Origin of the sequence: Microbispora sitophila, from assembly GCF_014892245.1 — a bacterium.
Taxonomy (GTDB): domain Bacteria; phylum Actinomycetota; class Actinomycetes; order Streptosporangiales; family Streptosporangiaceae; genus Microbispora; species Microbispora siamensis.
The window spans coordinates 40,218-64,759 of the sequence record NZ_JADBGC010000022.1; the positions used below are offsets into that span (position 1 = coordinate 40,218).

At 72.6% G+C, this 24,542-nt stretch carries 13 protein-coding genes; 10 read left to right on the forward strand and 3 right to left on the reverse strand.

The window, feature by feature from the left end; translation table 11 throughout:
- The first annotated feature begins 129 nt into the window (after positions 1 to 129).
- From IL992_RS33185 to IL992_RS33225, 9 genes are all read left to right on the forward strand, one after another.
- On the forward strand, positions 130 to 4,080 hold the full coding sequence (locus IL992_RS33185; RefSeq protein WP_193207273.1) for a non-ribosomal peptide synthetase: 3,951 nt from the start codon (positions 130 to 132) through the stop codon (positions 4,078 to 4,080).
- Positions 4,077 to 10,916 (forward strand): type I polyketide synthase, encoded by a 6,840-nt coding sequence (locus IL992_RS33190; RefSeq protein WP_193207274.1) that lies wholly within the window; start codon positions 4,077 to 4,079, stop codon positions 10,914 to 10,916. Before IL992_RS33185 ends, IL992_RS33190 begins: the two co-directional genes overlap by 4 nt.
- 40 nt (positions 10,917 to 10,956) lie before the next feature.
- The gene (locus tag IL992_RS33195; RefSeq protein WP_193207275.1) at positions 10,957 to 12,537 is read left to right on the forward strand and encodes an ABC transporter substrate-binding protein; all 1,581 of its coding nucleotides are present in this window, start codon (positions 10,957 to 10,959) and stop codon (positions 12,535 to 12,537) included.
- 3 nt (positions 12,538 to 12,540) lie between these two features.
- The gene (locus tag IL992_RS33200) at positions 12,541 to 13,503 is read left to right on the forward strand and encodes an ABC transporter permease (protein WP_193207276.1); all 963 of its coding nucleotides are present in this window, start codon (positions 12,541 to 12,543) and stop codon (positions 13,501 to 13,503) included.
- Positions 13,500 to 14,312 (forward strand): ABC transporter permease subunit, encoded by an 813-nt coding sequence (locus IL992_RS33205; RefSeq protein WP_193207277.1) that lies wholly within the window; start codon positions 13,500 to 13,502, stop codon positions 14,310 to 14,312. Before IL992_RS33200 ends, IL992_RS33205 begins: the two co-directional genes overlap by 4 nt.
- A 65-nt stretch (positions 14,313 to 14,377) precedes the next feature.
- Positions 14,378 to 15,808 carry an ABC transporter ATP-binding protein gene (locus tag IL992_RS33210; protein WP_319018981.1) on the forward strand — a complete coding sequence of 477 codons (1,431 nt, stop codon included), beginning with the start codon at positions 14,378 to 14,380 and terminating at the stop codon, positions 15,806 to 15,808.
- Positions 15,809 to 15,830: 22 nt separating this feature from the next.
- Positions 15,831 to 17,207: a class I SAM-dependent methyltransferase gene (locus tag IL992_RS33215; RefSeq protein WP_319018982.1), complete on the forward strand. Its 1,377-nt coding sequence runs from the start codon at positions 15,831 to 15,833 to the stop codon at positions 17,205 to 17,207.
- Between the two features lie 283 nt (positions 17,208 to 17,490).
- Positions 17,491 to 18,756, forward strand: a complete 1,266-nt coding sequence (locus tag IL992_RS33220; protein ID WP_193207279.1) for a class I SAM-dependent methyltransferase — start codon at positions 17,491 to 17,493, stop codon at positions 18,754 to 18,756.
- Between the two features lie 169 nt (positions 18,757 to 18,925).
- Entirely contained in the window at positions 18,926 to 20,890 is a 1,965-nt protein-coding gene (locus IL992_RS33225) for a condensation domain-containing protein (RefSeq protein WP_193207280.1), read from the forward strand.
- A gap of 139 nt (positions 20,891 to 21,029) precedes the next feature.
- Here IL992_RS33225 and IL992_RS33230 read toward each other — a convergent pair whose 3' ends face one another.
- Positions 21,030 to 21,971, reverse strand: a complete 942-nt coding sequence (locus tag IL992_RS33230) for an NAD(P)/FAD-dependent oxidoreductase (protein WP_226874206.1) — start codon at positions 21,969 to 21,971, stop codon at positions 21,030 to 21,032.
- 206 nt (positions 21,972 to 22,177) lie between these two features.
- On the opposite strand from IL992_RS33230, the gene IL992_RS33235 reads away from it, so the two are divergent.
- Positions 22,178 to 22,912 (forward strand): class I SAM-dependent methyltransferase, encoded by a 735-nt coding sequence (locus IL992_RS33235; RefSeq protein WP_193207281.1) that lies wholly within the window; start codon positions 22,178 to 22,180, stop codon positions 22,910 to 22,912.
- Between the two features lie 209 nt (positions 22,913 to 23,121).
- On the opposite strand, the gene rpsR is transcribed toward IL992_RS33235, so the two are convergent.
- Positions 23,122 to 23,349 (reverse strand): 30S ribosomal protein S18, encoded by a 228-nt coding sequence (gene rpsR / locus IL992_RS33240; RefSeq protein ID WP_193207282.1) that lies wholly within the window; start codon positions 23,347 to 23,349, stop codon positions 23,122 to 23,124.
- On the reverse strand, positions 23,346 to 24,485 hold the full coding sequence (locus IL992_RS33245; RefSeq protein WP_193207283.1) for a CobW family GTP-binding protein: 1,140 nt from the start codon (positions 24,483 to 24,485) through the stop codon (positions 23,346 to 23,348). The genes rpsR and IL992_RS33245 overlap by 4 nt, the downstream gene beginning before the upstream one ends.
- Between the last annotated feature and the right edge of the window lie 57 nt (positions 24,486 to 24,542).

Below are 24,542 nucleotides of genomic sequence, written 5' to 3' on the forward strand. Positions count from 1 at the left end.
GCTCCAGCCGGGTCGGCCGTATCCGCCCGGGCCGGCCGTGTACGCCCACTCGGCGTCGAGCCGAGCGAAATTGGCATTGATAATCATTTTCATCACTGCTAGACATGATCTCGGTCGTTCTGTCCGCTGATGCTCCCGTTTGCTCGTGGAGGCTCTGTGACTCCTCTCTCGCTGATCGATGCGTCCCGCCCGCTTGCGGACGAGGTCGTGTCATGCGTCGCTCAGGTCCTTGGAATCGACGAGGCGGAGGTGGATCGCGACGCCAGGCTGACGGAGCTGGGGCTCGAGTCGTTCACCGCGGTCCGCCTGCGCCGCCGGTTGCGTGAACGGACGGGGGTGGACCTCCCCATCGCCTCCTTCCTCGGGGACGCCTCCGTACGGGCGATCGCGGAGCGGATCACCGAGAACGGCCCGGCCGAGACACAGGGCGAGCCTTTTCCGCTCACTCCTGTGCAGTCGGCGTACTGGGTAGGCCGAGACCCGGCGTTCCCGCTGGGCGGAGTCGCGACGTTCTTCTACTTCGAGTACGACCGGCTGCCGGAGGAGGGCGACCAGGAGGAGGATCTGGCGCGTCTCGAGAGGGCCTGGAACGTCCTGGTCGACCACCATCCGATGCTGCGGATGGTGGTGGGCGACGACGGCATGCAGCGCGTCCTCAGCGCGCCCGGCCCTTACCGTTTCGGCCGTACGGACCTGCGGGCGTCCTCCGCCGACGAGACTCGCGCCGTGCTGGACCGGCTGCGCGCGGAACGCTCGCACCAGCTCCGGCCCACGGACGCGTGGCCGCTGTACGACGTCCACGCCGCCTTGCTGGCCGGCGGCAGGACCCGGCTGTTCGTCGGCATGGACATCCTCGCCCTGGACATGGCGAGCTGGCTGCTGATCATGCGCCAGTGGGGCGAGCTCGTCGCCGATCCCACCGCCCGGCCCGCCCCCTGTGCGACGGACTTTCCGACGCTGGTCCGGGAACGAGCTGCCGACCCGGAGGAGCGTGCGCGCCTGGCCAAGGCCCGTGCCTACTGGTCGGAACGGGCGGAGACCCTCCCGCCGGGGCCGGTTGTCCCCCTCGGCGAAGCGATCGCGAACCTGGGCGTGCCCAGGTTCGTCCGGCACGAAGACGGGCTCACCGCGACGGAGTGGACGCGGGTGCGGACCCGCGCCGCCGAGCACGGGCTCAGCCCGACCGGTCTGCTGCTCGCCGCCTTCGCTCTCACCCTCCATCGCCGAGGTGCGACCCAGCCCTTCTGTCTCAACGTGACGCTCTTCGACCGCCCCGACCGCCCTGGGCTGCGGAACGTGGCCGGGGACTTCACCACCACGGCTCTGGTGGCCGTACCCGTGCCGGACCTGGCGCGGCGGTGGACCTTCGCGGAATGGGCGGCCGAAGTGAACCGCGGATTCTGGGCGGATCTGGAGCACCGAGCGGTATCCGGGGTCGAGGTCCTGCGCGCCGCGGGCCGCACGGGCAGTACGCCTGTTCACCCGGTCGTGTTCACCAGCGGCGTCGGGCTCACCGAGGGGAAGCCGGCGACCGGCTGGTTGGGCGAGGAGGTCTTCGGCGTCTCGCAGACCCCGCAGGTGCTCCTCGACCACATCGTGCGCGACGACGGCGGGCCGCTCAGGATCGCCTGGGACGCCGTGGACGCGCTCCCCGCGGACTGGGTCCGAGGGTGTCTCGACGCTGAGGTGCGACTGCTGCGCCGGCTGATCGATTCGGCGGAGTGGTCCTCCACGACGCTGGCGGCCGACCCCGGCTTCCACCCGGATGAGGCGCTCGACTGCGACGCCTTTCCCGGTGCCGGGCCGCTGCTCGACGATCCGTGGATCCAGGCGGCGCGGCGCGAGCCCGCGTCGCCGGCCCTGCTCGGGCCGGGGAATTCCCAGATGTCCCACGGCGAGCTGGCGGAGGCGGCCGGGCGGCTGGCGGCGCGGCTCGCGGCGCAAGGTGTCACGGCTGGGACGCCGGTGGCCGTCGCTCTCGACAAGGGGTTCGACCAGATCACCGCGGTCCTGGCGGTCGCCGCCCTGGGTGCCTGGTACGTCCCGGTGGAACCGGCCTGGCCCGCGGCCCGCGTCTCCTCGGTGTGCGAGCGCGCCGGAATCGGGCACGCGATAGCGACCGACGACGATCCGCTGCGCCGGCCCGGCGACGTCGTGGTCCATTCACCCGTGGCCGCCGAGGGTGCAGGTGAGGAATGGGCCGGTGAGCGGCCCTCCGGCGGCGACCTGGCGTACGCCATCTTCACCTCCGGCTCGACCGGAACACCCAAGGGCGTCGCCGTCGAGCATCGCGCGGCCCGCACGACCGTGGACGACATCGTCGACCGGTTCTCGATCGGCTCCCGGGATCGGGTGCTCGGGCTGTCGGCGCTCAGCTTCGACCTGTCCGTGTTCGACGTGTTCGGCGTGCTCGGCGCCGGGGGTGCGCTCGTGCTCCCGGAGGCCGCCCGGCAACGTGATCCCGAGCACTGGCTGGATCTGATCGAACGGCACGCGGTGACGGTGTGGAACACCGCCCCCGCACTGCTGGAGATGCTCGTGGAGTACGCCGAGCTCGACCCCGTCGCGGCGCGCCGCCAGCTGCGGTCGCTGCGTTTGGTGATGCTGTCCGGTGACTGGATTCCCGTCACCCTCCCGGAGCGGCTGCGCGCGCTCGCGCCGCAGGCGGAGTTCTTCAGCCTGGGCGGCGCCACCGAGGCGTCCATCTGGTCGATCTGCTTTCCGGTGCGGGAGGTGGATCCGGCATGGCGCAGCATCCCGTACGGCCGGGCCCTACGGGGTCAGTGGTTCCGAATCCTCGATGAGAGGGGCGTCCCGGTGCCGTTGGGCGAGACGGGCGAGCTGTACATCGGCGGCGACGGCCTGGCCCGTGGTTATGTCGGGGACGCCGAGCAGACCGCCGAGCGGTTCGCGACGCATCCAGTCCTCGGAGAGCGGCTGTACCGCACGGGAGACCTCGGCCGCTGGCGCCCGGACGGGACGATCGAATTCCTGGGGCGGGTGGACCGGCAGGTCAAGATTCGTGGACATCGCATCGAACTCGGCGAGATTGAGACCGTCCTCGCACGCGAGCCCGGGGTGCGGGCGTGCGTCGCCGCCGCCGTACCCGGTTCCGACGGCCGGCCGAGGCTGGCCGCCTACATCGTGCCGAAGGAGGGGGAGACGGCGCCGTCCGAGGACCGGTTGACCGCCAGGCTGCGGGAAAGGCTGCCGTCCTACATGGTGCCCGCACGGCTGGTCGTCCTCGACCGGTTGCCGGTGACGGCGAACGGCAAGGTGGACCACGCCGCACTCCCCAACCCGTACACACGCGCGACGCGAGAAACGACGGCCACGGCCGAGCCGCAGGCCGACGAGGCCGCGGACACCTCGTTCCCGCCGGACGTCGCCGGATGGGCGGGAGAGGTGCTGCGGGCCGCCGCGGAACACGGCCTGGAGGTGGCGCTGACGGTGCGTCCGGGATCGCTCGGCCCCGTCGAGGCGCTGACGGCCGCGGCCGAGCTCAGCCGCACCGCCGCCAAGGCGGCCAAGGCGGCCAATCTGCCGATACGCCAGGATTTGGCGACGGGAGCCCTGATAGAACTACGCGCCGCTCAGCCCCTCATGCCCGCTCCCGGCCAGGCTCCCCGGCTCACGATGTCCTCTGAAGACACGGCGTCAGCCGAAGACCGTGAGCTCACCTCTCTGAAGGGGACGTCGGGCGAGCAGACCGACTCGGCGGTGCTCGCCGCGGTGACCACGGTCCTGGAAGACCTGCTCGACCAGCCGGTCGACCCGCAGACGCCCTTCTTCCAGCTTGGGGCGACCTCGTTGACCCTGGTGCTCGCCCACCGCAGGCTGCGGCGGGAGGTCGCCCCGCATCTGTCGGTCCTGGACCTGTTCGAGCGGCCCACGGCACGGGCGCTGGCGGCACACATCTTCAGGACCTCCCCCAAGGCCGACGAACCCGGCGGCTCCAGGCGGAGCCTCACTGCACCGGAGGCGTCCGGTGCCTCCACGGCCCCGTCACCGCCGACCGGACGTACGCCGGGAGGCTCCCGGCTGCGGGCCCGTGCCCATGCCGAGGAGGTGGCCCGTTGAGCACCCCGCAGCACGCCGTCGCGATCGTCGGCCTGGCCTGTCGCTTCCCCGGCGCGCCCGACGCGGAGTCCTTCTGGCGCCTGCTCGTCGAGGGCAGGCAGGGACTCGTCCGGTTCTCCACGGATGAGCTCCTCGCCCGGGGAGTGGATCCGTCCCTGCTCCGGCGGGACGGATACGTTCCCGTCGGCGGCCTCATCGACGGCCAGGACCTCTTCGATCCCGACGTGTTCGGCATGACCGAGGCGGAGGGGGCACTCGCCGATCCGCAGCAACGGCTCTTCCTGGAGTGCTGCTTGCGGGCGCTCGAAGACGCCGGCCATGGGGGCGGCGCGGGAGCGGGCACGGTCGGTATGTACGCCGGAGCCGCCCACAGCGCCTATCTCATGGCCAACCTCCACGACCGGTACGACCCCACGGGCGGCGGCGCCGACCCGGTCGGCAGCCTGCAGACGGCGATGGCCACCGTCGCCGACTACCTCCCGCTCCAGGCTGCCTACAGGCTCGGGCTCACTGGACCCGCGGTCGCCGTGAACACCACCTGTTCGACCTCACTGGTCGCCGTGCACATGGCCGCCCAGGCGCTGCTCCACGGCGAGTGCGACACCGCGCTCGCCGGCGGGGTCTCGCTCACCGTGCCCCAAGGGCTCGGCTACCTGCACGTGCCCGACGCGATGTTCTCCGTGGACGGCCGGGTGCGTCCGTTCTCTGCGGCCGGTAGCGGCATCGTCTTCACCCAGGGCGTGGGCGTCGTCGTCCTGCGCCGCCTGGAGGATGCGCTCGCCGACGGCGACCGGGTGCTGGCCGTCCTGCTCGGCTCCGCGACGAACAACGACGGCGCCGAGAAGGTCGGCTTCACCGCGCCGTCGGTGCGTGGGCAGGCGCGCGTCGTGGCCGAAGCGCTCGCCGTCGCGGGGGTCGACCCACGCCGCGTCGGCTACGTGGAGGCCCACGGCACCGCCACCCCGCTCGGGGACGCCGTCGAGGTCGCCGCCCTCCGCAAGGTCTTCGGCGGGGCCGGTCCCGCCTGGTGCGCCCTCGGGTCGGTAAAGGGCAACATCGGCCACGCCAACTCCGCCGCCGGAATCGCGGGCCTCATCAAGGCCGTTCTCGCCGTCCATCATGGCGTCATCCCGGCGTCGCTCGGCGCCGAACCACTCAACCCGGCCCTGGAACTCGGCGACTCGCCGTTCGAGGTGGCCCTCACCACCCGGTCGTGGGAAGGGCCACGTCACGCGGGGGTCAGCGCCTTCGGCATCGGCGGCACGAACTGCCACGTGGTCCTCGGCGAGCCTCCGCAGCGACCTCCCGTCGCCGCCGACGATCGCCCGCAACTGATGCTCCTGTCCGCTCACAGCGCCCCGGCTCTCACCGAATCCACCGACCGGCTCGCCGACTTCCTGTCCGCCGTCACACCGGATCTCGCGGACGCCGCCTTCACCCTGCAGGTCGGCCGGCCCGCGCTGCGGCACCGGCTCGCCGCCGCCGTGACCGGTCCCGGCGACGCGGCACGGATGCTGCGTTCGGCGGTGCCCGCAACCGTGCCCGGCACTGCTCCCCGAGTGGTGTTCGCCTTCCCCGGCGGGGGAGCCCAGTACCCGGGGATGGGGTCCGGCCTGTACGCGGAAGAGCCGGTCTTCGCAGAGTCCGTCGACCGGTGCGCCAAACTGCTCGCACCGCTGCTGGGCGTGGACGTGCGTGACCTGATCCTCGCCGAACGCCACGATCCGGCGGCTCGGACGGTTGCGCGCGACCCCCGGATCGGACTGCCCGCGCTCTTCACGGTCAGTGTGGCGACGGCCGGCCTTTTCGCGTCCTGGGGCATCGTCCCCGACGCCGTCCTGGGCCACAGCCTCGGCGAATACGCCGCAGCCGTCGCCGCCGGCGCGCTGTCGGCCGCCGATGCGGCGTCCCTTGTGTCCGTCCGCTCGGCCGGAATGGCGGATGCCGCCGACGGAGCGATGCTCGCGGTGCCCCTGTCGGAGCAGGCCGCGTGCGATCTGCTCCGTGAGCACCCGGAGCTGGACCTGGCGGTGGTCAACGCCCCCGACGCCTGCGTGCTGTCCGGCCCCGCCGACGCCGTCGATCGCGTCGACGGGGAGCTGCGTACGCGAGGGGTCGAGGCCACCCGCCTTCACCTGGACGCGGCGGCGCATTCCCGGCTGGTCGAGCCGGTCATGCCCGCACTGCGGGATGCCGCCCGGGCACTGACCCCGCGCAATCCCCGCGTGCCGCTGGTCACGACACTCACCGGCGACTGGGCGGGCGCCGAGCTGGCGGATCCCGAGCACTGGGTGCGGCATCTGCGCTCGACCGTGCGCTTTTCCCGCGCCGTGCGCACCGCGGTCGGGGACACTCCCACGGTGCTGGTCCAGGTCGGACCCGGCAGCGGGCTGGTCACCGCGGCCCGTCGGCACGGCCTGCCCGCGCTGAGAGCCGCCTTCGCGAGCTTTCCGGCATCCGGTGAGGATCTGCCCGAACGGGCCGCCGCCCTGGCGACCGCCGGCCACCTCTGGACGCACGGCGTGCCACTCGACGCCGCGGCCCTGCACCGGCCCGGCCGTCGCCGCCTCGCCCTGCCCGGACACCCGTTCCGGCGCCGGCGGCTGTGGATCGATCCTCCGGGCGGCGTCGCAGCCTCGGATGCGCCGCCGGACCCCGGCGAGCCCTTCCAGGTGCCCGTCTGGCACCGTGCCGTCCCGGCCCCGGCACCCCGGCTTCCGGCCGAGCGGTGGCTGGTGACCGGAAGCGCCACAGCCCCGGCCGACAGTGTGGACGCCGTGCGCGCCGCCCTCGCCGAGGCCGGCGCCGAGCCGGTCGCTCCCGCCCAACTGGCGGAAGTGGGGGAGGACTGCGCCGGCGCCGTCTACGTTCTGGCCCCTCCGGCAAGACCGTACGACGAGCACGAGTCGGGCCTGGACGGGCGCGTCGCCGACGCGGTCGCGGACGTCGCCCGCTTCGCCGCGCTGCTCGCCGCGCAGGAGCGCCCTCCGCTCCGGCTCCTGCTGGTGACCGCCGGCGGCGAACGCGTGGAAAGCCCCGACCAGGTCGATCCCGTCGCGGCGGCGGTAAGGGCGCTGCCCCGGGTGCTCGCCCAGGAGACGCCCGGCCTGCGCTGGCGATCGGTCGACTTCCCGGCCGGAGGCGTCGACGCCCGGGCGGTGGCGGCGGAGGTGGCCGACCTCGTGGCGGCCGAGACCCGGACGTCCGGCGGCGCCGCCGAGCCCGGCCCCGCCGCGGCAGAGATCGCAGTCCGCGGCGGCCTGCGCTGGCTGCGTTCCTTCGCGCCCTGGCGACCGCCGGCCCCGCCAGTCTCAGGCTTGCCGGCAGCGGGGAGGCCGGCCGTCGCGGTCATCCTGGGCGGCCTGGGCGACGTCGGCTTCACCATGGCCGAGCACCTGGCCGGTCAGGGAACGCAGGTCGTGCTGACGTCCCGCACCGGGGTCCCCGAGCACTCCGCGCCCGGCGGCCGGGACGCCGAGCGCCGGGCCTGGCTCGACCGCCTGGCCGGCCGCGGCCTGACCGTGGAGATCATGGTCGCGGACGCCGCCGACGCCCGGGCGACGAGCGCCCTGCTCCGTGCGGTCGCGGAACGTCATGGGCGGCTGGACCTGGTGGTCCACGGTGCCGGCGTCGTGGCGTCCGCCGGCATAGCGCCACTGCGCGAGGCGGAGCACGGCATCGCCGCCGCGCACGCCCGCGCCAAGGTCGGCACGGCCGTCGTCCTTCGTGAGGCGATCGAGACACTGCCGGTCGCACTCCGGCCCGCGACCGTACTGCTGATGTCGTCCGCCACCGCCACGGTCGGCGGTCTCGGTCTCGGTGCCTACGCGGCCGCCAACCGGGCTTTGGACGCGATCGCCGAACAGCGGAGCCGGTCCGGCGAGACGGGCACCCGTTGGGTCAGCATCGCGTGGGACGGCTGGCGGGTCGGCCCGGCCGGTCGCGAACGCACCGTCGCCTCGGCGCATTCGATCGGCGCAGAGGACGGCATGCGCGCACTCGACCGGCTTCTCGCCGTGGCGGCCGACGGGAGCCTGCCGCCGACGGTGGCGGTCTCGCCCACCGACCTGGCCGCACGCCTCGCCCACGACGCGTCGGCGCCGGCACGCGCCTCCGCGGTGACCCCCGCGGGACAGCGGTCCGGCACAGGCGAGAAGAGCGAGTGGAGCCCGGCCGAACGCGCCGTGGCCGCGCTGTGGACGGACCTGCTCGGATTCGCCGTGGACGACCGGGATGCCGACTTCTTCGCGCTCGGCGGACACTCGCTGCTCGCCACCCGGATGCTGGCCCGGCTCGCGGACGATCACGACGTCACACTGCGGCTGAGCGACCTGCTCTCCCGGCCGACCGTCGCCGCCCTGGCCGCCCTCCTCACCCCCGAAGACGCGGGAACTCCCGAAGACACTGAAACTCCAGGAGACACCGGGGCTCCTGGCCAGGCGCCCACGGCCTCCACGAACACGGCCCCGGCGACCACGCCCGGCGGTGTCCCCTACAGCGCTCCACTCGGCGGCTCGGCCCTCACCACCCCACTGCCGGCCCCTGCCGGTCCCGTCGCGGACTTCCCGCTGACACGTGTTCAGCACGCCTACTGGATCGGTGGTGGCGGCGGCTACCGCAACGGTGACACCGCCTGCCATTTCTTCCTGGAGTACGACTGTCCCGGTCTCGACGTCGAGCGCTACCAGCGCGCCTGGAACAAGGTGATCGCCCGTCACCCGATGCTCCGCGCGGTGATCAGCCCAGAGGGGCGCAACCGCATCCTGCACAGGGTGCCCACCTACCGGATCCGGGTGAACGACCTGCGCGAGCTGGAAGAGGAGCAGCGGGACGCACGCCTGGCGGCCCTGCGTGAACAACTGTCCCATCGCACGCCCCGCCCGGATCGGTGGCCGTTGGTGGAGATACGCGCCGCCCGTCTGCCCGGCGACGTGGTGCGCCTGTTCATCGGAGTGGACGTGCTGGTCTGTGACACGGCCAGCTACCTGCTGCTCGACCGTGAACTGCGGTTCTTCTACGAGCACGAGGACGCCGAGCTCCCGCCACTGGGCACGGACTTCGCCGCGTGCGTCCACGCGATGGAGGAGCGGCGTAGGGGCCCAGCATGGGAGGAGGCCGCCGCCCACTGGCGCGCGCGGATGGACGACCTGCCCGGGCCGCCGGCCCTGCCGGTACGGGACGACGACCGGCCACCCCGCTTCGCCCGGCGCAGCGCCTTCCTTCCCCCGGACGCCTGGGGACGACTGCGGCACGAGTCCGCCCGCCGTGGCCTCACCCCCACCGCCGTTCTCCTCGCCGCGTACGGTGACGCCTTGCACGTCTGGTCGGGCAGCGAGCGTTTCTCTGTCAACCTGACCCTGTTCGACCGGCCGCGGATCCACCCCGACGTCGGCGGCGTCGTCGGCGATTTCACGTCGCTGCTGCTCCACGAGGTGGACCGCACGGGCCCGCCTGCCCCGTTCGCCGTCCGTGCGCGCACCGCTCAGCGGCGGTTGTTCCACGACCTCGACCACCGTGACTTCTCGGCGCTCGACGTGCTGGCCGAGAAGTCGGCGCGGACCGGCCACCTCGCGCAGGCACCGATCGTGTTCACCAGCGCGCTGGGCCTCGACGACATGCTCGGCGACGGCCACGACCTCGACTGGGTCGGCACACCCGTGTACGGGGTCAGCCAGACCCCGCAGGTATGGCTGGATCACCAGGCCTTCGTCCAGCACGACGGCCTGCTCCTGCAGTGGGACGTGGCCGAGACCGTCCTGCCGCCGCAGGAAGCGGACGAGGCCTTCGCCGCCTACGTGGCGGCGGTGCGCCGGCTGGCCGACGACTTTTCGGCCTGGGGGGACGGCGAGACCGAGGAGGCGCGGCGCGGCCGGACGACCGAGGGCGCCGGCGAAGCGGCCGGGGGCAGTCCCCGGCCGACCCCGCCCGCCTACTCCACCGCCGACCTGATGCTTCTGCTGCGTGAAGGCGCCCACCCGCGGCCGCTGTTCCTCATCCACCCCTCCGGCGGGGACGTGCTCTGCTACACCGAGCTGTCGCGGCTGCTCACCACGGACCGCCCCGTCGTCGGGCTGACCGATCCCGGCTTCGCCGGGCTGCGCCCACCGGACGACATCGAAGGACTCGCCGGCCTGTACGTCCAGGCCGTGCGGGAGTGGCAGCGGTCAGGTCCGTACGCACTCGGCGGTTGGTCGATGGGCGGCACCCTCGCCCAGCTCATGGCCTGCCGCCTGGAGGAGGCAGGGGAGGAGGTGGAACTGCTGGCGATGCTCGACTCCAATGTGCCCGACCGCATCCGGCCGCTGCCCGGCGAGAACCCGGACGAGGAACAGGCGCACGCCGCCGTTCGCTTCCTCCGCTCGCTGGAGGCGTTCCTCGATCTTGATTTCGACGGCCTTGATTTCGACGATCTGGACCTCGACGTGTCCGCGCCCGACCTGGCGGAGCAGCTGGCCGCCCTGCCCGCCGAGCGGCGCCTCGACGTCGTCTCCGGCCTGCTGCGGCGGGCCGGACTGCTGGGAGCGCACGACTCGGCGGCGGAACGGATCGACGTCTTCACCCGGCACCTGCGGATCCTGGGCCGCCACTATGCCCGCAGGTTCGGCGGACGGACCACCCGCACCGTCCTTGTGCGCGCCGCCCGGCCCTCACCGCGTAACGCCGGAGTCGGCATGGGCGTCGACGACGTCACCGGCATCGACGACCTCGGCTGGGGCCCGTTCCTGGCCGCGCCGATCCGGATCGAGCCGGTCGACGCCCACCACTACGCCCTGCTCCGCGGGCCCGCCGTGCACCGGATCGCCGCGCTGCTCGACGAGGCACTCGCTCCGCGCTGAACCCAGCGACTCACCTGTCTGGCTCAGATTCCGAGGAAACATGCCCATACATCGCCCCAGGACGGGCGCCGGCGGCCCGCTGCGCCGCACCGTGCCCGTCGCGCTGATCGCCGCCGCGGCACTTCTCGCCGGCTGCTCCACAACGGCTGAACGTCCGTCGGCCTCCGCCGGCACCGGGACCGCCGCGCAGGACGGCGGCACCCTGCGTTATGTGATCGCCGGCAGCCCGGCCACCGCCGGCAACGACCCCCACGGCGGGCTCGCGAACGAGTCCGACGCCCTGCGCTTCGCCCTGCTCTACGACGTGCTGACCGTCCCCGGCGACGACGGCCGCGCCAAGCCCCGCCTCGCCGAATCCTGGCAACCGGACTCCACGCTCACCCGCTGGACGCTGCGGCTGCGCACGGGAGCCACGTTCACCGACGGGCGGCCGGTCCGCGCCGCGGACGTGCTCTACTCGCTGCGCCGCATCGAGCGCAAGGCGGCCGAAAACTACGGACGTCTGGCCCAGTTCGACACCCAGGCGTCCACCGCGCCCGACGACCACACCGTCGTGCTCGTCAGCCGGGCCCCCAACGCCCTCGTTCCCGAGGCGCTGGAGTCGGTGACCTTCGTCGTGCCCGAAGGCAGCGACGACTTCACCAAGCCGGTGCCCGGCTCGGGTCCGTACCTGCTGGACAGCATGGACGGGCAGACCGCCGTGGTGAAGCGCAATCCCGGCTGGTGGGGTGAACGCCCGCGCCTCGACGCGATCGAGATCAGGGCGGTCGCCGATCCGCAGGCCCGCGCGGCGGCGGTGGCCGCGGGCCAGGCCGACGTCGCGGGCAGTGTCAACCCCGCGGCTGCGAAGTCCAGCGGAGCCGGCGTACGGGTCGTGCGCAGGCCGGCGGTCACCGAATACCCCTTCGTGATGCGGCTGGACCGCAAGCCCTTCGACGACCCGCGCGTACGAGAGGCCTTCAAACTGGCCACCGACCGCCAGGCACTGGTCGACACGGTATTCCTCGGCTTCGGCCGGATCGCCAACGACCTGCCCACCCCCTACGATCCCTCGTACCCCAAGGACCTGGCACAGCGGCCCCGGGACCTCGACCGAGCCAAGAAGCTGCTGGCCGAGGCCGGGCACGCGGACGGCCTGCGCGTGACCCTGCACACCACCACCTCGTACCCAGGCATGGACACGGCAGCCGCCCTTTACGCGCGGCAGCTCGCCGACATCGGCGTCACCGTCACCGTCAGCAACGATCCGCCGGACACCTACTTCACCACCGTGTGGGGCAAGGCCGACTTCTACACCGGCTACTTCGGCGGCATCCCCTTCACCGACGTGGCCCGGGTGGCTTTGATGTCGGCGTCTCCCACCAACGAGACCGCCTGGAAACGCCCCGCATGGGACGCGGCCTTCACCGAGGCGCTCGCCGTCGGCGACGACGCGACGCGGAACGAGCGGCTCGGTGCACTGCAGAAGGAGCTGTGGAAAGACGGCGGATACGTCGTCTGGGGCCTCGGCGACGGCCTCGACCTGACCTCCCCGTCGGTCCGCGGGCTGCCGACAGGACCGGGATTCCAGCGCCTGTTCCTCGACACCGTGCGGCTCGCCGCTCCAGGCGCGACGGGGTGACCGATGCGGCTGCCTGGCCTGGTCCGCGCCGTCGCGCGGGCCGCCGTCCTCCTCACCGCCGCCTCCGCCCTGGTGGTCGCCGTCACCGAGCTCCTGCCCGGTGACGCCGCCGACGCCCTGGGCGGGGGGCGGGTCTCGGCCGCGCAGCTCGCCGCGCTGCGAGCGGAGCAGGGACTGGACAGGCCCGCCTGGCAGCGCTGGGCGGTCTGGGTGTGGGGACTGCTCCACGGTGACGCCGGCAGGTCCCTGCTCACCGGCCGCCCCGTGGCGGACCTGGTCGGGCAGCGGCTGCCGGCCACCCTGGTGCTGATGACCGCTGCGCTCGCCGCGACGGTTCCGCTCATCCTGCTGGGCTGCGCGGTCGTGGGGCGCCGGGTGCTGCGCCGTCCCGGGACCTCGCCCGGCGGTTTGGCGGCCGGGCTGACCGCGATACCGCAGGTGGTGGTGGCGGCCGGGCTGGCGGCGCTGCTCAGCGGGGTCCTGGGCTGGGTGCCGCCGGTATCCCTGCTGCCGGCCGGCGGCAATCCGTTGATGGAACCCGCGATCCTCGTCCTCCCCGTACTGACGCTGGCGCTGCCGTCGGCGGCCTTCGCCGTCGCGCTGCTGGGCGGGGTCGTCGCCGACGCGCTGCGAGCACCCCACGTGGCCGACGCCCGGATCCGCGGCGTCCCCACGATCCGCATCCTCGTCCGGCAGGTGGTGCCCATCCTGGCGGCTCCCGTGTGGCGTGTGCTCGCCGTCGTGGTCGGCGGACTCACCGCGGGCACCGCCCTGGTCGAGACCGTCTTCGGCTATGCGGGGGTCGGCGAGCTGCTCGTCGGCTCCATCGCTTCCCGCGACACTCCCGTCGTCCAGCTGATCGGCGTGGGCTCCGGCGCGGCCGTGCTCGCCCTACTGCTCGTCGCCGACCTCGCCGCACCGCCACACGGCTCCGGCCTTCGATGGAAAGAGGCGATGCGGTCATGAGACGCACGCTCAGCCGAGTCGCCGTCGTGGCGGGCGTTCTCCTCGTCACGGCTATCCTGCTCGGACCCGCTCTGGCGCCGTACGATCCGGCCGCCCCGGTGGCCGGCCCGTGGACGAAGGGCGGCTCCGATCACCTTCTGGGCACCGACGTGCTCGGCCGCGACGTCCTGTCCCGCGCGATGGCCGGGGGAAGCCACCTGCTGGCTGTCTCGCTTCTGGCCGCCATCGCCGCCTCGCTCGCCGGCGCTCTGGCGGGCCTCGCCGCCGGATGGGCAGGCTCCCGGACGCTGAACGCGGCGGCCGACCTGATGATCGCCGTACCGGTGCTCCTGCCCGCCCTTCTGCTCGCGGTGTCCCTGCCCGGCGACATCGCCGTTGTCACGGGCACCGTGCTGGCCGGTGCGCCGTTGACGCTGCGCGTCGTCCAGGACGCGACCGCGAGCATCCGGGGCTCCGGGTACGTCCGAGCCGCACGGCTGCGCGGCGAACGCGGCGGTGCGGTGCTCCTGCGGGAGGTGATGCCCGCCATGGCCGGGCTGCTCGCGGCCGACGTCGGGCTCCGCTTCGTCACCGCGCTCCAGCTGGCGTCCGCACTCGCCGTCCTGGGCTTCGGCACCGTCTCAGCCGCCGGGGCTGTGTCATCAGCCGGAAGCTGGGCCGTGATGCTCAGGGAGAACCTGCCGGGGGCGGCACTCAACCCCGCCGCCCTCGTCGTTCCCGCCCTGCTTCTCGCCGTGCTCGCCCTGACCGTCGCCGCCGCGGCGCACACCGGGGTCCGCCACGCCTTCGGAACAGGAGAGACATGGTGAGGGCGCCCATCGGAGAAAGTGGGCTTCGTGCCCGGCGCCTACGTGTCGTCGACCTCGCGGAACGCGTGATCGTCGACGGTCTCGACACGCATGCCGCCCCCGGCCGGGTCCTCGCCCTGACCGGTCCCTCGGGCAGCGGTAAGACCACGGCCCTGCGGGCCATGCTCGGCTGCCTGCCTCCCGGCCTGCGGATCGCGTCCGGAACGGTGCGATGGCAGGGTAGCCCCGTACCTGCCGGACGCGCCGGGCGCCGCTGGCGCCTCGCCGAGGTCGGCTGGCTCGGACAGGATCCCGCCTCGGCCCTCGACCCACGGCGGTCCGTGCTCCGACAGGTCGCCGAAGCTCTGTCCGACCGGGCGTCCCCTCTGCCGGCAGACCGCGAAGCGGCCGCTCTTATGGAACGGCTCGGGCTCGCTCCGGAGCTCCACGGCAGGCCACCCGGCCGATTGTCCGGCGGTCAGGCACAACGGGCGGCACTGGCACGCGCCCTCGTCGGAGACCCGCCGCTGCTGGTGCTCGACGAGCCGACCAGCGGCCTGGACGCGGAGTGCGTCCGGCTCGTCGTCCAGGCCGTTCGCCGCCGCGGCGGCGACTCCGCCTGCGTCACGGTCCTGGTCACCCACAACCTTGAGCTGGTGGCGGAACTGGCCGACGACGTGGTCGAGTTCGCCTGCTCGCCACCACCCGCCGCGGACCGTCCCGTCCCTCTCCGCCGACACGGCGTCGCAGGGCCCCCCGTCCTCGACGTGCGCGGGCTGCGGCTCGACCATCCGGCGGGCGGGCCGCCACTCCTCGCCGCGGCCGACCTGACGCTGCATCCGGGGGAGTCGGTCGCGCTGCTCGGTCCTTCCGGCAGCGGCAAGAGCACCCTCCTGCATGCCCTGGCCGGCCTTCATCCGCCCGCCGCCGGAACCGTGGTCCTGACGCCGCCCGGCAACGGCGGCGAGCCGACCGTGCTGCCGCCGCACGCCGCCCACCGCGACCGCGTCCAACTGCGCCGTGTGCAACTCGTCGGCCAGAACCCGCAGGACGAGCTGAACCCCGCGCACCGCGCCGTCACCGCGGTGGCCCGCCCCCTGCGTACCCTCGCGGGACTGAATCGGGCGCCCGCGCGCCGGGAGGCGCTGCGCCTCCTGACCGAGGTGGGGCTGGACACCGCGCACGCCCGCCTCCGCCCAGGACGGCTCTCCGGCGGCCAGCGTCAACGGGTCTGCCTGGCCCGGGCCCTGGCTCCCGGCGCGGCCGTGCTCCTCGCCGACGAGATCACCTCGGCGCTGGACGCCGGCACCGCCGCGGGCGTGCTCGACCTTCTGGACGTGCTCCGCGCGGAGGGACTGGCCGTACTGATGGCCACGCATGACCGCACCGTCGCCGGCCGCGCGGACCGCGTCCTCTCCCTGGGCGCCGGAGCCCTGCACGACCTGACGGGCGCCGCACCCGTCGCCGTCCCGTCCCTCAGCCCGCACGCCGATCCGACGGAGGACCCCCGTGCGTAATGAACACGTCCGTGATGAACGCGTGACCGATGAAACGACCTTCGACCCGCTGCTCGGTGCATTGCTCGGTGCGTTGCTCACCCATCCGTGGGTGGACGGCGCCCGTCGCGGCCCCGACGGAATCGTGGTGACCCCCGCTCCGGAGACCCTCGCCGTACGTCCTGTTCCCGGTGCCCTGCTGCGCGAGTTCCTGGAGCACTGGAGCGACGTCTACGACTGGGTGTACGAGAGCGCGGAGGGACGTCACTCGGCGGGGCTCGACCTGTCCGGCTGGCGGGCGTCCGACACCGGCCTCCCGTTGCCGACCGCGCACATGACCGATTGGCTGCGCCGCACCACCGACCTGGTGCTGAGCTGTCATCCGGTCCGTGTGCTCGAACTCGGCTGCGGAAGCGGGCTGCTGCTGCACGCGCTGCGCGACCATCTCACGGCATACGTCGGCACGGACGTCTCCGCCGCCGCCGTCGAACGTCTCTCGGCCGTGCGCACACCGGGAACCGCCGTCGTGCTCGCCGCCGCCCACGAAGCCCGCTCCGAGCAGGTTACCCACGCCCTGACCCAGACCATGGGGCGCGGCGTGCGGCCGGACTGCGTGCTGCTGAACTCGGTCACCCAGTGTTTCCCCGACCTGGGCTATCTGCGAGCTGTGCTGCTCGACGCCATCGATCTCGTCGCCCCCGGCGGGACCGTCATCGTGGGCGATGTCCGCCATGCGGGCCTCCTCACCCATTACTGCCGCTGGGTCGAGCGCGCCAAGGAACCGTCGGCCGCTCCTGAGGAGGTCGAGCGGCGAGCGGTGCGCCGCGCCGCGCTGGAAGAGGAGATGCTGATCGACCCCCGGTTGATCGCGCGTATCGCCACCGAAGCGGGCCGCCGCGTATCACTGGCGGTCCATGCCCGCACCATGGCGCAGGACACCGAACTCACCCGCTACCGCTATGACCTGGTGCTCCATGTCGACCCCGCGGAGTCCCCGTCCGCCACATGGCCGCTCTCGCCACATGCACCGGACCGCGGCCTCCTCGGGACCCAAGGGCTGCAGACCGGCATCCGCAACGCCCTCCTGGACGACGCAGCGGATGCGATCACGCCACACGCCCTCGCCGAGTCCCTCGCGAACAGGGCGGACGGCATCGGTCCTGGGGCGGTTCTCCTCGACCCGGCCGACCCCGCCCGCCTCGCCGTCGCACTGCCCGCCTCGGCCGGCCGAGTCGCGGCCGAAAGCGTCGCCGCGCTGGCTGACGGCGCCGACCCTCGCTCGCTCATCCACGAACCGCTGCCCGTCTTCGTGGCACGCCGCCTCCCCGAAGTGCTGCACGACCACCTGCGGTCGGCTCTTCCCAGCGCGCGTCTCCCGCAGATCAGCCTGGAAACGGAGGTGACCGCGGGTGTCCGCTGATTCCCGCACGCCTGCCGTCCCCTTCACAACCGAGGATTTGGTACGCATCCGCAGCGCGCTGGAAGCGCTGCCGGAGGTGGCCGAAGCACAGGTCTTTCTCATCACAGAGGGTGGGCAAGTGGCTCCGGCGGCGCTGGTCTGCGGGGTTGGGGCGGCGTCCACGAACGGCGGCACAGCCCCCCCGGTAAGCCCTCTGCCTCCGGAAAGCCCTCTGCCCGCGGAAGCGGTTGCCAGGACGCGTCCCCTCCGCGACGCTCATGCGGTACCCGACTGCCTGGCATCCATGGATCACGCCGCCCTGCTGGCCATGGCCCACACCCTGCACCGCGCCGGGCTCTTCGGTGACGACCGCTCGTACTCCACCGGGGAAATCCTCAGCGCGCTCGGGGCGGCCCCTCGCCATCACTGGATCGTCCGCCGCTGGCTCGCCGCTCTGACCCGCGAAGGAATGCTCCGCTCCGAGGCCGGGGAACATCACGGGCTGCGCCCGGTGTCGCGCCCGGAACTGGCCGCGGCGATGCGGAACCTGGAGGCCGGGCGACGAGGCATGGGGTATCCGGCGGCGATGGGCCGGTTCTTCCAGACCGCCCTGCGGAGCCTGCCGCATCTGGTCCGCGACGAGATCAGCCTGCAGTCGCTGCTTTTCCCCGGAGGGGAGACCGGTACGGCGCAGGGCAACTATCGGGACAACCTAGTCAGCCGCCACCTCAACGCGCTCGCGGCGACCGCCGTCGCCACAGCGTCCTGGGCCCGCGATGCGCAGGGAAGGCTGCGCGTGCTGGAGATCGGGGCGGGGGTCGGCGCGACCACGGAACTCGTCCTCGACGCCCTCGCCCATGTCCCCCTCGATTACCTCTTCACCGACGTCTCCGGCTTTTTCCTGGACGCCGCGCGCGAGCGGTTCGGCCACGTGCCCGGAATGCGCTATGCCCTGCTGGACATCAACGCCGGGATGTCCGCCCAGTTGTCGTCGGCCCGGTCGTCGTCGGCCCGGTTGTCGTCGGCCCGGTTGTCGTCTGCGCAGTGCGGCGGTGAGGCTCCCTTCGACATCGTCCTGGCGGCGAACGTCCTGCACAACGCCCGCCACACGGGCCGAACCCTGGCGTCCCTCCGTGACCTGCTCGCGCCCGGAGGGACGCTGGTGCTGCTCGAGTCCTGTATCGAGCATCACCTGGTCTCGACCTCGATGCATTTCCTGATGTCGCCCCGGGCCGAGGAGCCGCTGACCGGATTCGCCGACCTGCGGGAAGGGCAGGACCGGGTCTTCCTCACCCGCGCCGAATGGCTCCGGCAACTGGCGGCGGTGGGATTCCGGGACGTGCGGGTCCGGCCCGACCCCGACGACCCGCTCGCCGCCGCCGGACAGTACGTGTTCAGTGCCGTGCGCGGGGAGGGCGCCCATCGCCCCGACCCCGGCTCGCTTCTCGCCGCGGCCGCCGAACGCCTACCCCTGCACCTGGCGCTCCGCGAGATCCAGTCCGTTGATGCCCTCCCCGGCCCGGACCCCGGCATGGCGACGTCGCCGTGTCGTCGCCCCGGCGCCCGCTGACCGCCGTATTCGCACCGGACAACCGTCACCCTCATCCCGATGGGAGAAGCCCTTGCCGATCAGGCCCATGCACCCGCCCGCTCCAGCGGACGCGGTCTCCGCAGACGGTGCCCTCACGCCAGACCCCCGCTCGAACTCGTACGGTGCCACCCGTGCGGACGCGGAGGTCATGCTGCGCGGGATCTGGGCGGACGTCCTGGACGTCCGGGAGGATGAGATCGCTTCCGGCGACCGCTTCCTCGCTCTCGGCGGAGACTCCGTACTGGCCGTCCGCATGGCCGCTCTGGTGCGGCGACGGCTTGGAGTGGTGCTCGCGCTGTCCGACATCAGAGTCGAGCAGACCTTGGCCGAGCTCGCAGACGTCATCCGCGACCGTTCGGCAGGACGGACCGCCGACGCTCCCGACCTGCACATCACGCGACGGCCCGACCCGCTCACACCGTTCCCGCTGCTCCCGTTGCAGCAGGGATACTTCGTCGGCCAGCAGGACGGCTGGGAGCTGTCCTACGACTCAGCCCATCACTACCTGGACATCGGCCTCGTGGGTGTCGACGGTGAGGAAGCCCCCGAAGCACTTCAGGACGCGGTGAACCGGCTGGCCGCGCATCAGCCCACGCTGAGGGCACGCATCCTTTCCGACGGCCGCCAGCACATCCTCGACGTCGACGATCCGGCGGCGGTCGTGCCCCTTCGCGTCCACGACTGGCGCGGACTCGGTGAGCAGCAGGCCGCACGGCGCCTCGCCGAGCTGCGTGAGGAGATGCGCCGGCACGGCCCCGACCCGATGAGCGGGCCCGGCGTCGACCTGCGCCTGAGCCTTCTGCCGGGCGGTCGCGGCCGGCTGCACTCCGCCACCAGTCTGCTCCTTGTCGACGGCTGGTCCTCCGGGGTGTTCTACCGGGACCTGTTCGCCTTCGCCGCCGACTGGAACACCGTCCTGGCTCCGCTCGACGTCGACTTCGGGGACTACGTCACCACTGTCCAGCGGCTGCCCGAAACGCCCCAGTGGCAAGCCGACCGCGACTGGTGGTGGAGCAGGCTCGACGACTTCCCCCAGCCGCCGGCCCTTCCTCTGGCCGTCGAGCCGGATGCCGTACGGGTGCCGGTGATGGAGAGCCTGCACCAGCGGATGGACGCGTCTCGCTGGACCCGACTGCAGCAGCTGTGCCGCGAGCATCAGGTGACACCGTCGGCTGCGGCGCTCGCCGTCTACGCCGTCGCGCTCGCCCGCGCGGCAGGCCATCGGCGCTTCCTCCTCAACAGCCTCCAGCTCAACCGTCTGCCGCTGCATCCCGACGTGCATCGCATGGTCGGCGCGTTCTCGTCCACCGTGCTCCTGCCGGTCGACCTGCCCGAGCGCGGCACACTCGCCGAACTCGCTCACGCCTGCCAAACGCTCATCGGCGACGCGCTCGCCCACAACCTGGTCTCCGGAGTGGAAGTCTCACGGGAGCTCGCCCGCCGTAGGGGCAGCACCCGGCCGGTCGCCCCGGTCGTCTTCCAGAGCACCCTCGGCGTCGACGCGGCGATGGGCAGCACGATTCCCGACGAGGCCGGCCCCTTGGGCAGGATCGACCTGACGGACCACCACCAGGAGCTACGGACCCCCCAGGTGGCGCTGGAGGCGCGACTGTACGAGGCGCGCGACGAGCTCGTGATCGTCTTCTCGCTGGTGGCGGAGCTCTTCCACCCTTCGGTCGTCCGCGACCTGTTCTCGGAATTCACCGTCCTGCTGGAGTCCCTGGTCAGCCCATCAGGCTGGCAGATCGCGCACGAACTGCCGCAGGCGTTGGAGCCCGCGGCGGACGACACGGCACTTCGGCTGGACGCCCGGCCACCTGTCAGGACGGCGCAGAGCGGGGGTCCGCTATGCGACGACCTGGAGCGAGCGGTGGCGGCCTGCTGGCGCGAGGTGCTCGACCTGCCCGAGGGCGTCCCGCTGGACCGCGCCGCGGACTTCTTCGCGCTTGGGGGAGACTCTCTCAACGCCGTACGGATGCTCAGCCGCCTGGCCCGCTCAGGACTGCCGCATGTGACACCTCGAGCGTTCCTCGCCGCCCCCACGGTCGCCGGCCTCGCCGCTTCCATCCGCGAGAAACCGGGCCGCGGCGAGAGGTCTCTCTCTCCGCGATGACCTTCTCGGCCGGATTCCGCCGGGGCCACGTGACATCCCACGGCCCTGGCGGTCGCTCGCCCGGTCTCCTGTTCGCCACCTTGACAAGCGGGAGACCGGGCTCGCGCCGGCGCGTCGTCGCCTACCGCACCACCAGAGGTCAGGGCTGCGCCGGCGGGGTGAGGCCGGCGTCAGCGCGGAACAGCTCCTGGTCCACCCATATCGCGGCGCGCGCGCCGTCGGCCGCGCCCATGACCACGAACGTCAAGGCATCCGGGAGGACTGCCAGGCGGGCCATGTCACCCGCCGCGTAGACGCCGGGCACCGAGGTCTGCTGGAACTCGTTGACGCGTACGCACCCGTCGGGAAGTAGCTCGCACCCCAGTCGTTCGGCCAGGTCGGCGTGCTGACGGATGCGCGTCCGGTGGAACATCGCCCCGCGCGCGAGCGGCTTCCCGGCGGTGAAGACGACTTCCAGGGAGCCGAGCTCACCGCGTACCTCCGCGACCGGCTCCTCCCGCAGCCCAACGCCGGCCTTCTCCAGGCGATCCCGGTGCTCCTGCGGCAGTTCCTCCCCGTTGGTGCATAGCGTCACGTCCTCACAGAAGCGGTCGGCCACGTACAGGGCGAGCATCACACTCGGGAAGTCCGCCCCCAGAACGGCGAGCGGCCGATCCCGGGCCTCGTAGCCGTGGCAGAAGGGGCAGTGGAAAACGCTGCGGCCGAACCGCTCGGCCAATCCGGGGACGTCCGCGAGGACATCGGTCTGGCCCGTGGCGAGGATCAGCTTGCGAGCACGTTCTCGGGAACCGTCCGCCAGGACCACCTCGAACCCCTCGGCGACGGACCGCGCGTCGACGACCTCGGCCGACCGCACCTCGACCGTCGGGTAGACACGCAGATCCGCCCTCGCGACCTCTCTGAGGGCGGCCGGGCCGAAGCCGTCACGGCTCAGCAGCATGTGCGTCTCCTGCGCCGGCGCGTTGCGCGGCCGGCCGCTGTCGAGCAGGAGCACGCGGCGCCGCTGCCTCCCCGACACCAGGGCGGCGTTCAACCCCGCCGGCCCTCCACCGACAACGACAACGTCGAGCAGCGCGTCCATGCGCTCACGTCCTTCCGAAGGGGAGTAAAGTGCGACTCAAGAGACAACGATAATCATTTTCGTTCCACCGATGCCAGGGATCCATCGGGATGCCTGGCGGCCGGCCGCCTCTTCGCCTTCGCCGGACGATCGCTCGGTGTCTCACGGATGCAATCGGACGGCCACACGGCGCTTCTCCAGCCCGCACGAGCCCCCTGGAGGGAACGATGACCGATTCCTACGCCTGCACGGCCGAGTACTACCAGCTGATGTCGGAGCCCTACTGGGACGTGCTGCGGCCCGTGCTGGCCGGCGCCCTGGCCGAGGTGGACCCCGCGACCGGTCCCGTCGTCGACGTCGGGGCAGGAACCGGGCTGTCGACGCTCGTCGCCGCGCACAGCCTCCCACAGGCGCGAATCGTCGCGGTGGAACCGTCCCCGTCCATGCGTACCGTGCTGGTGACGCGTGTCGCCGCTGATCCTGATCTGCGCCGGCGGGTCAGCGTGCTTCCGCTGCCGCTCTCGGAGGCGGTGCTGCCCGAGAGGCTGTGCGCCGTCCTCGCCATCGGCGTCCTGCATCACTTCGACGCCGCGGGGCGACGCGAGTTCATGAAGGTGCTCGCTGACCGTCTCGCCCCGCGAGCTCTCGCCGTGGTCGAGGTTCAGGACCCACCCGAGGTCTGCACCGTGCCGTCGCAGCGCTATCACGTGACCACGGTCGGGGACGTGACCTACGAGGGCTGGATGAGCGCCCAGCCGAAGGACCAGACCGCGATGGAATGGACCATGACCTACCGCGCCGTTCGCGACGGACAGACCCTGGACGATCGCAGTGTACGTTTCACGATGTTCCCGGTGAGCCCGGCGACCGTGGTCTCGGAAGCGACGGCTGCAGGGCTCGCGGCCCGGGAACTCGGGCATGGGCTTGTGGAACTGCGACAGCCGGACGCGGCGGCAGGCTGAGCGGAACGCGCGTCCGCAGATGTGTCTTCGCCGGCACGGTGTCGGCCCCGGGGCGGAAGCATGCCTACGTCCCCGCCGGCCTGCTCCTTCTACCGGCTCGATCCGCGGCCGCAGCACACTGTGGTGCTACGGCCGCGGATTCGAACGGGCCGACGGTCAACCGGTCAGAGGACGTCGCCGACGTCCGACGACGCCGTCCGCTGTGCCGGTCAGGAACGCGGCCGGGAGGCGTAGGGGAGCAGGGCCATCTCACGGGCGTTCTTGATGGCGCGGGCGATCTGGCGTTGTTGCTGCACCGTGACGCCGGTGACGCGGCGGCTGCGGATCTTGCCGCGGTCGGAGATGAACTTCCGTAGCAGGTCGGTGTCCTTGTAGTCGATGTAGTTCACCCCGTGCAGCGGGTTGCTCTTCTTGCGGAGGGTGCGGCGGGGCTTCATGCGATCTCCTTGAGGTCGAGGATGTGGGCGAAGGGGTCGTCGTAGCCGGCCCACACGTCGGAGCCCGCCAGGGCCTCCTCCTCGGTGAGCAGGCAGGAGTCGAGCAGAGCGTGGAGGCGCTCGCGGTCGAGGTCGGGCCCGGTGAACACCAGGTGCTGGACACGGTCGCCGGTGATGTGGTCCCAGTCGAGGTCGGCGGCCGTGCGGCGGGCGGGGGAGATCATGTCCCAGGCGGCCTCCGGCAGCGCGGCCAGCCAGGGCCCGGCATCCTCGACCGACACGACGCCGGCGACCGCGTCCCAGGCGAGCAACCGATCGGGCCGGCTGGCCAGCCAGAACCGCCCGCGGGAGCGTACCGACCGGGTGACCAGCTCGTCCACGGCCTCGAACAGGCGAGCGGGGTGCAGCGGGCGCAGCCGGCGCCAGACGACCGTGGTGATCTCGTCGGTCTGCGCGTCGCAGGGAAGCTGGGCGGTGGCGGGGTCGACGCGTTCGGCCAGTTCCCGCGAGCAGAGCCGGGCGCCGATCACGCCCGGCAGCGACTCGGTGAAGACCGGGGTGCAGGGCGCGAGGTGGGCGAGCACGGCGCGGGAGAGCTCCGCGTCATCCTCATCGCCGCCGTGCAGGGTCAGGGCGGTGGCGTACTCGATCTGCCGGGTCAGGACTTCGGCGAGATAGCGCTGGTCGCCGGCCGCGGCCGGCTGACCGGTCTCGCTGAGGCGGTCGCCGCGGGTGATGTCGACGGGCATGTGCCCGGCGTGCAGCGCGGTCAGCACGCAGGTCAGCCGCAGGATGTCGTGGGCCTCCTCGCAATCGAGAGCCTCGGCGACCGAGCGTGGCTCGACCGAGTCCCACAGGTCGACCACGAGCAGCGACGCGGTGGCGGCGTGCCGCACCAGCTGAGGGAGAAGGTCCTCACGGACGGTGCAGGTGACACAGCCGTGCGCCAGTCGTACGTCGGCCAGGTCGAGCACGGTGGAGGCGTCGCGGACCACGCGTTCCACCCGGCCGGCGGTCACCTCCCGCAGATCGTGGTGGACGGCGACGGAGCCGGGATGGTCGCGCAGGAGGCGATCGACGACGGCCGTGCGAGCAGAGGCGTGCAGGCCCGCGACCAGGACGACGGGGGTGGACATGGAGGCCTCCGGGTTGCGGAGATGGAAATGATTATCGTTATCATTGCACAAGCAGAC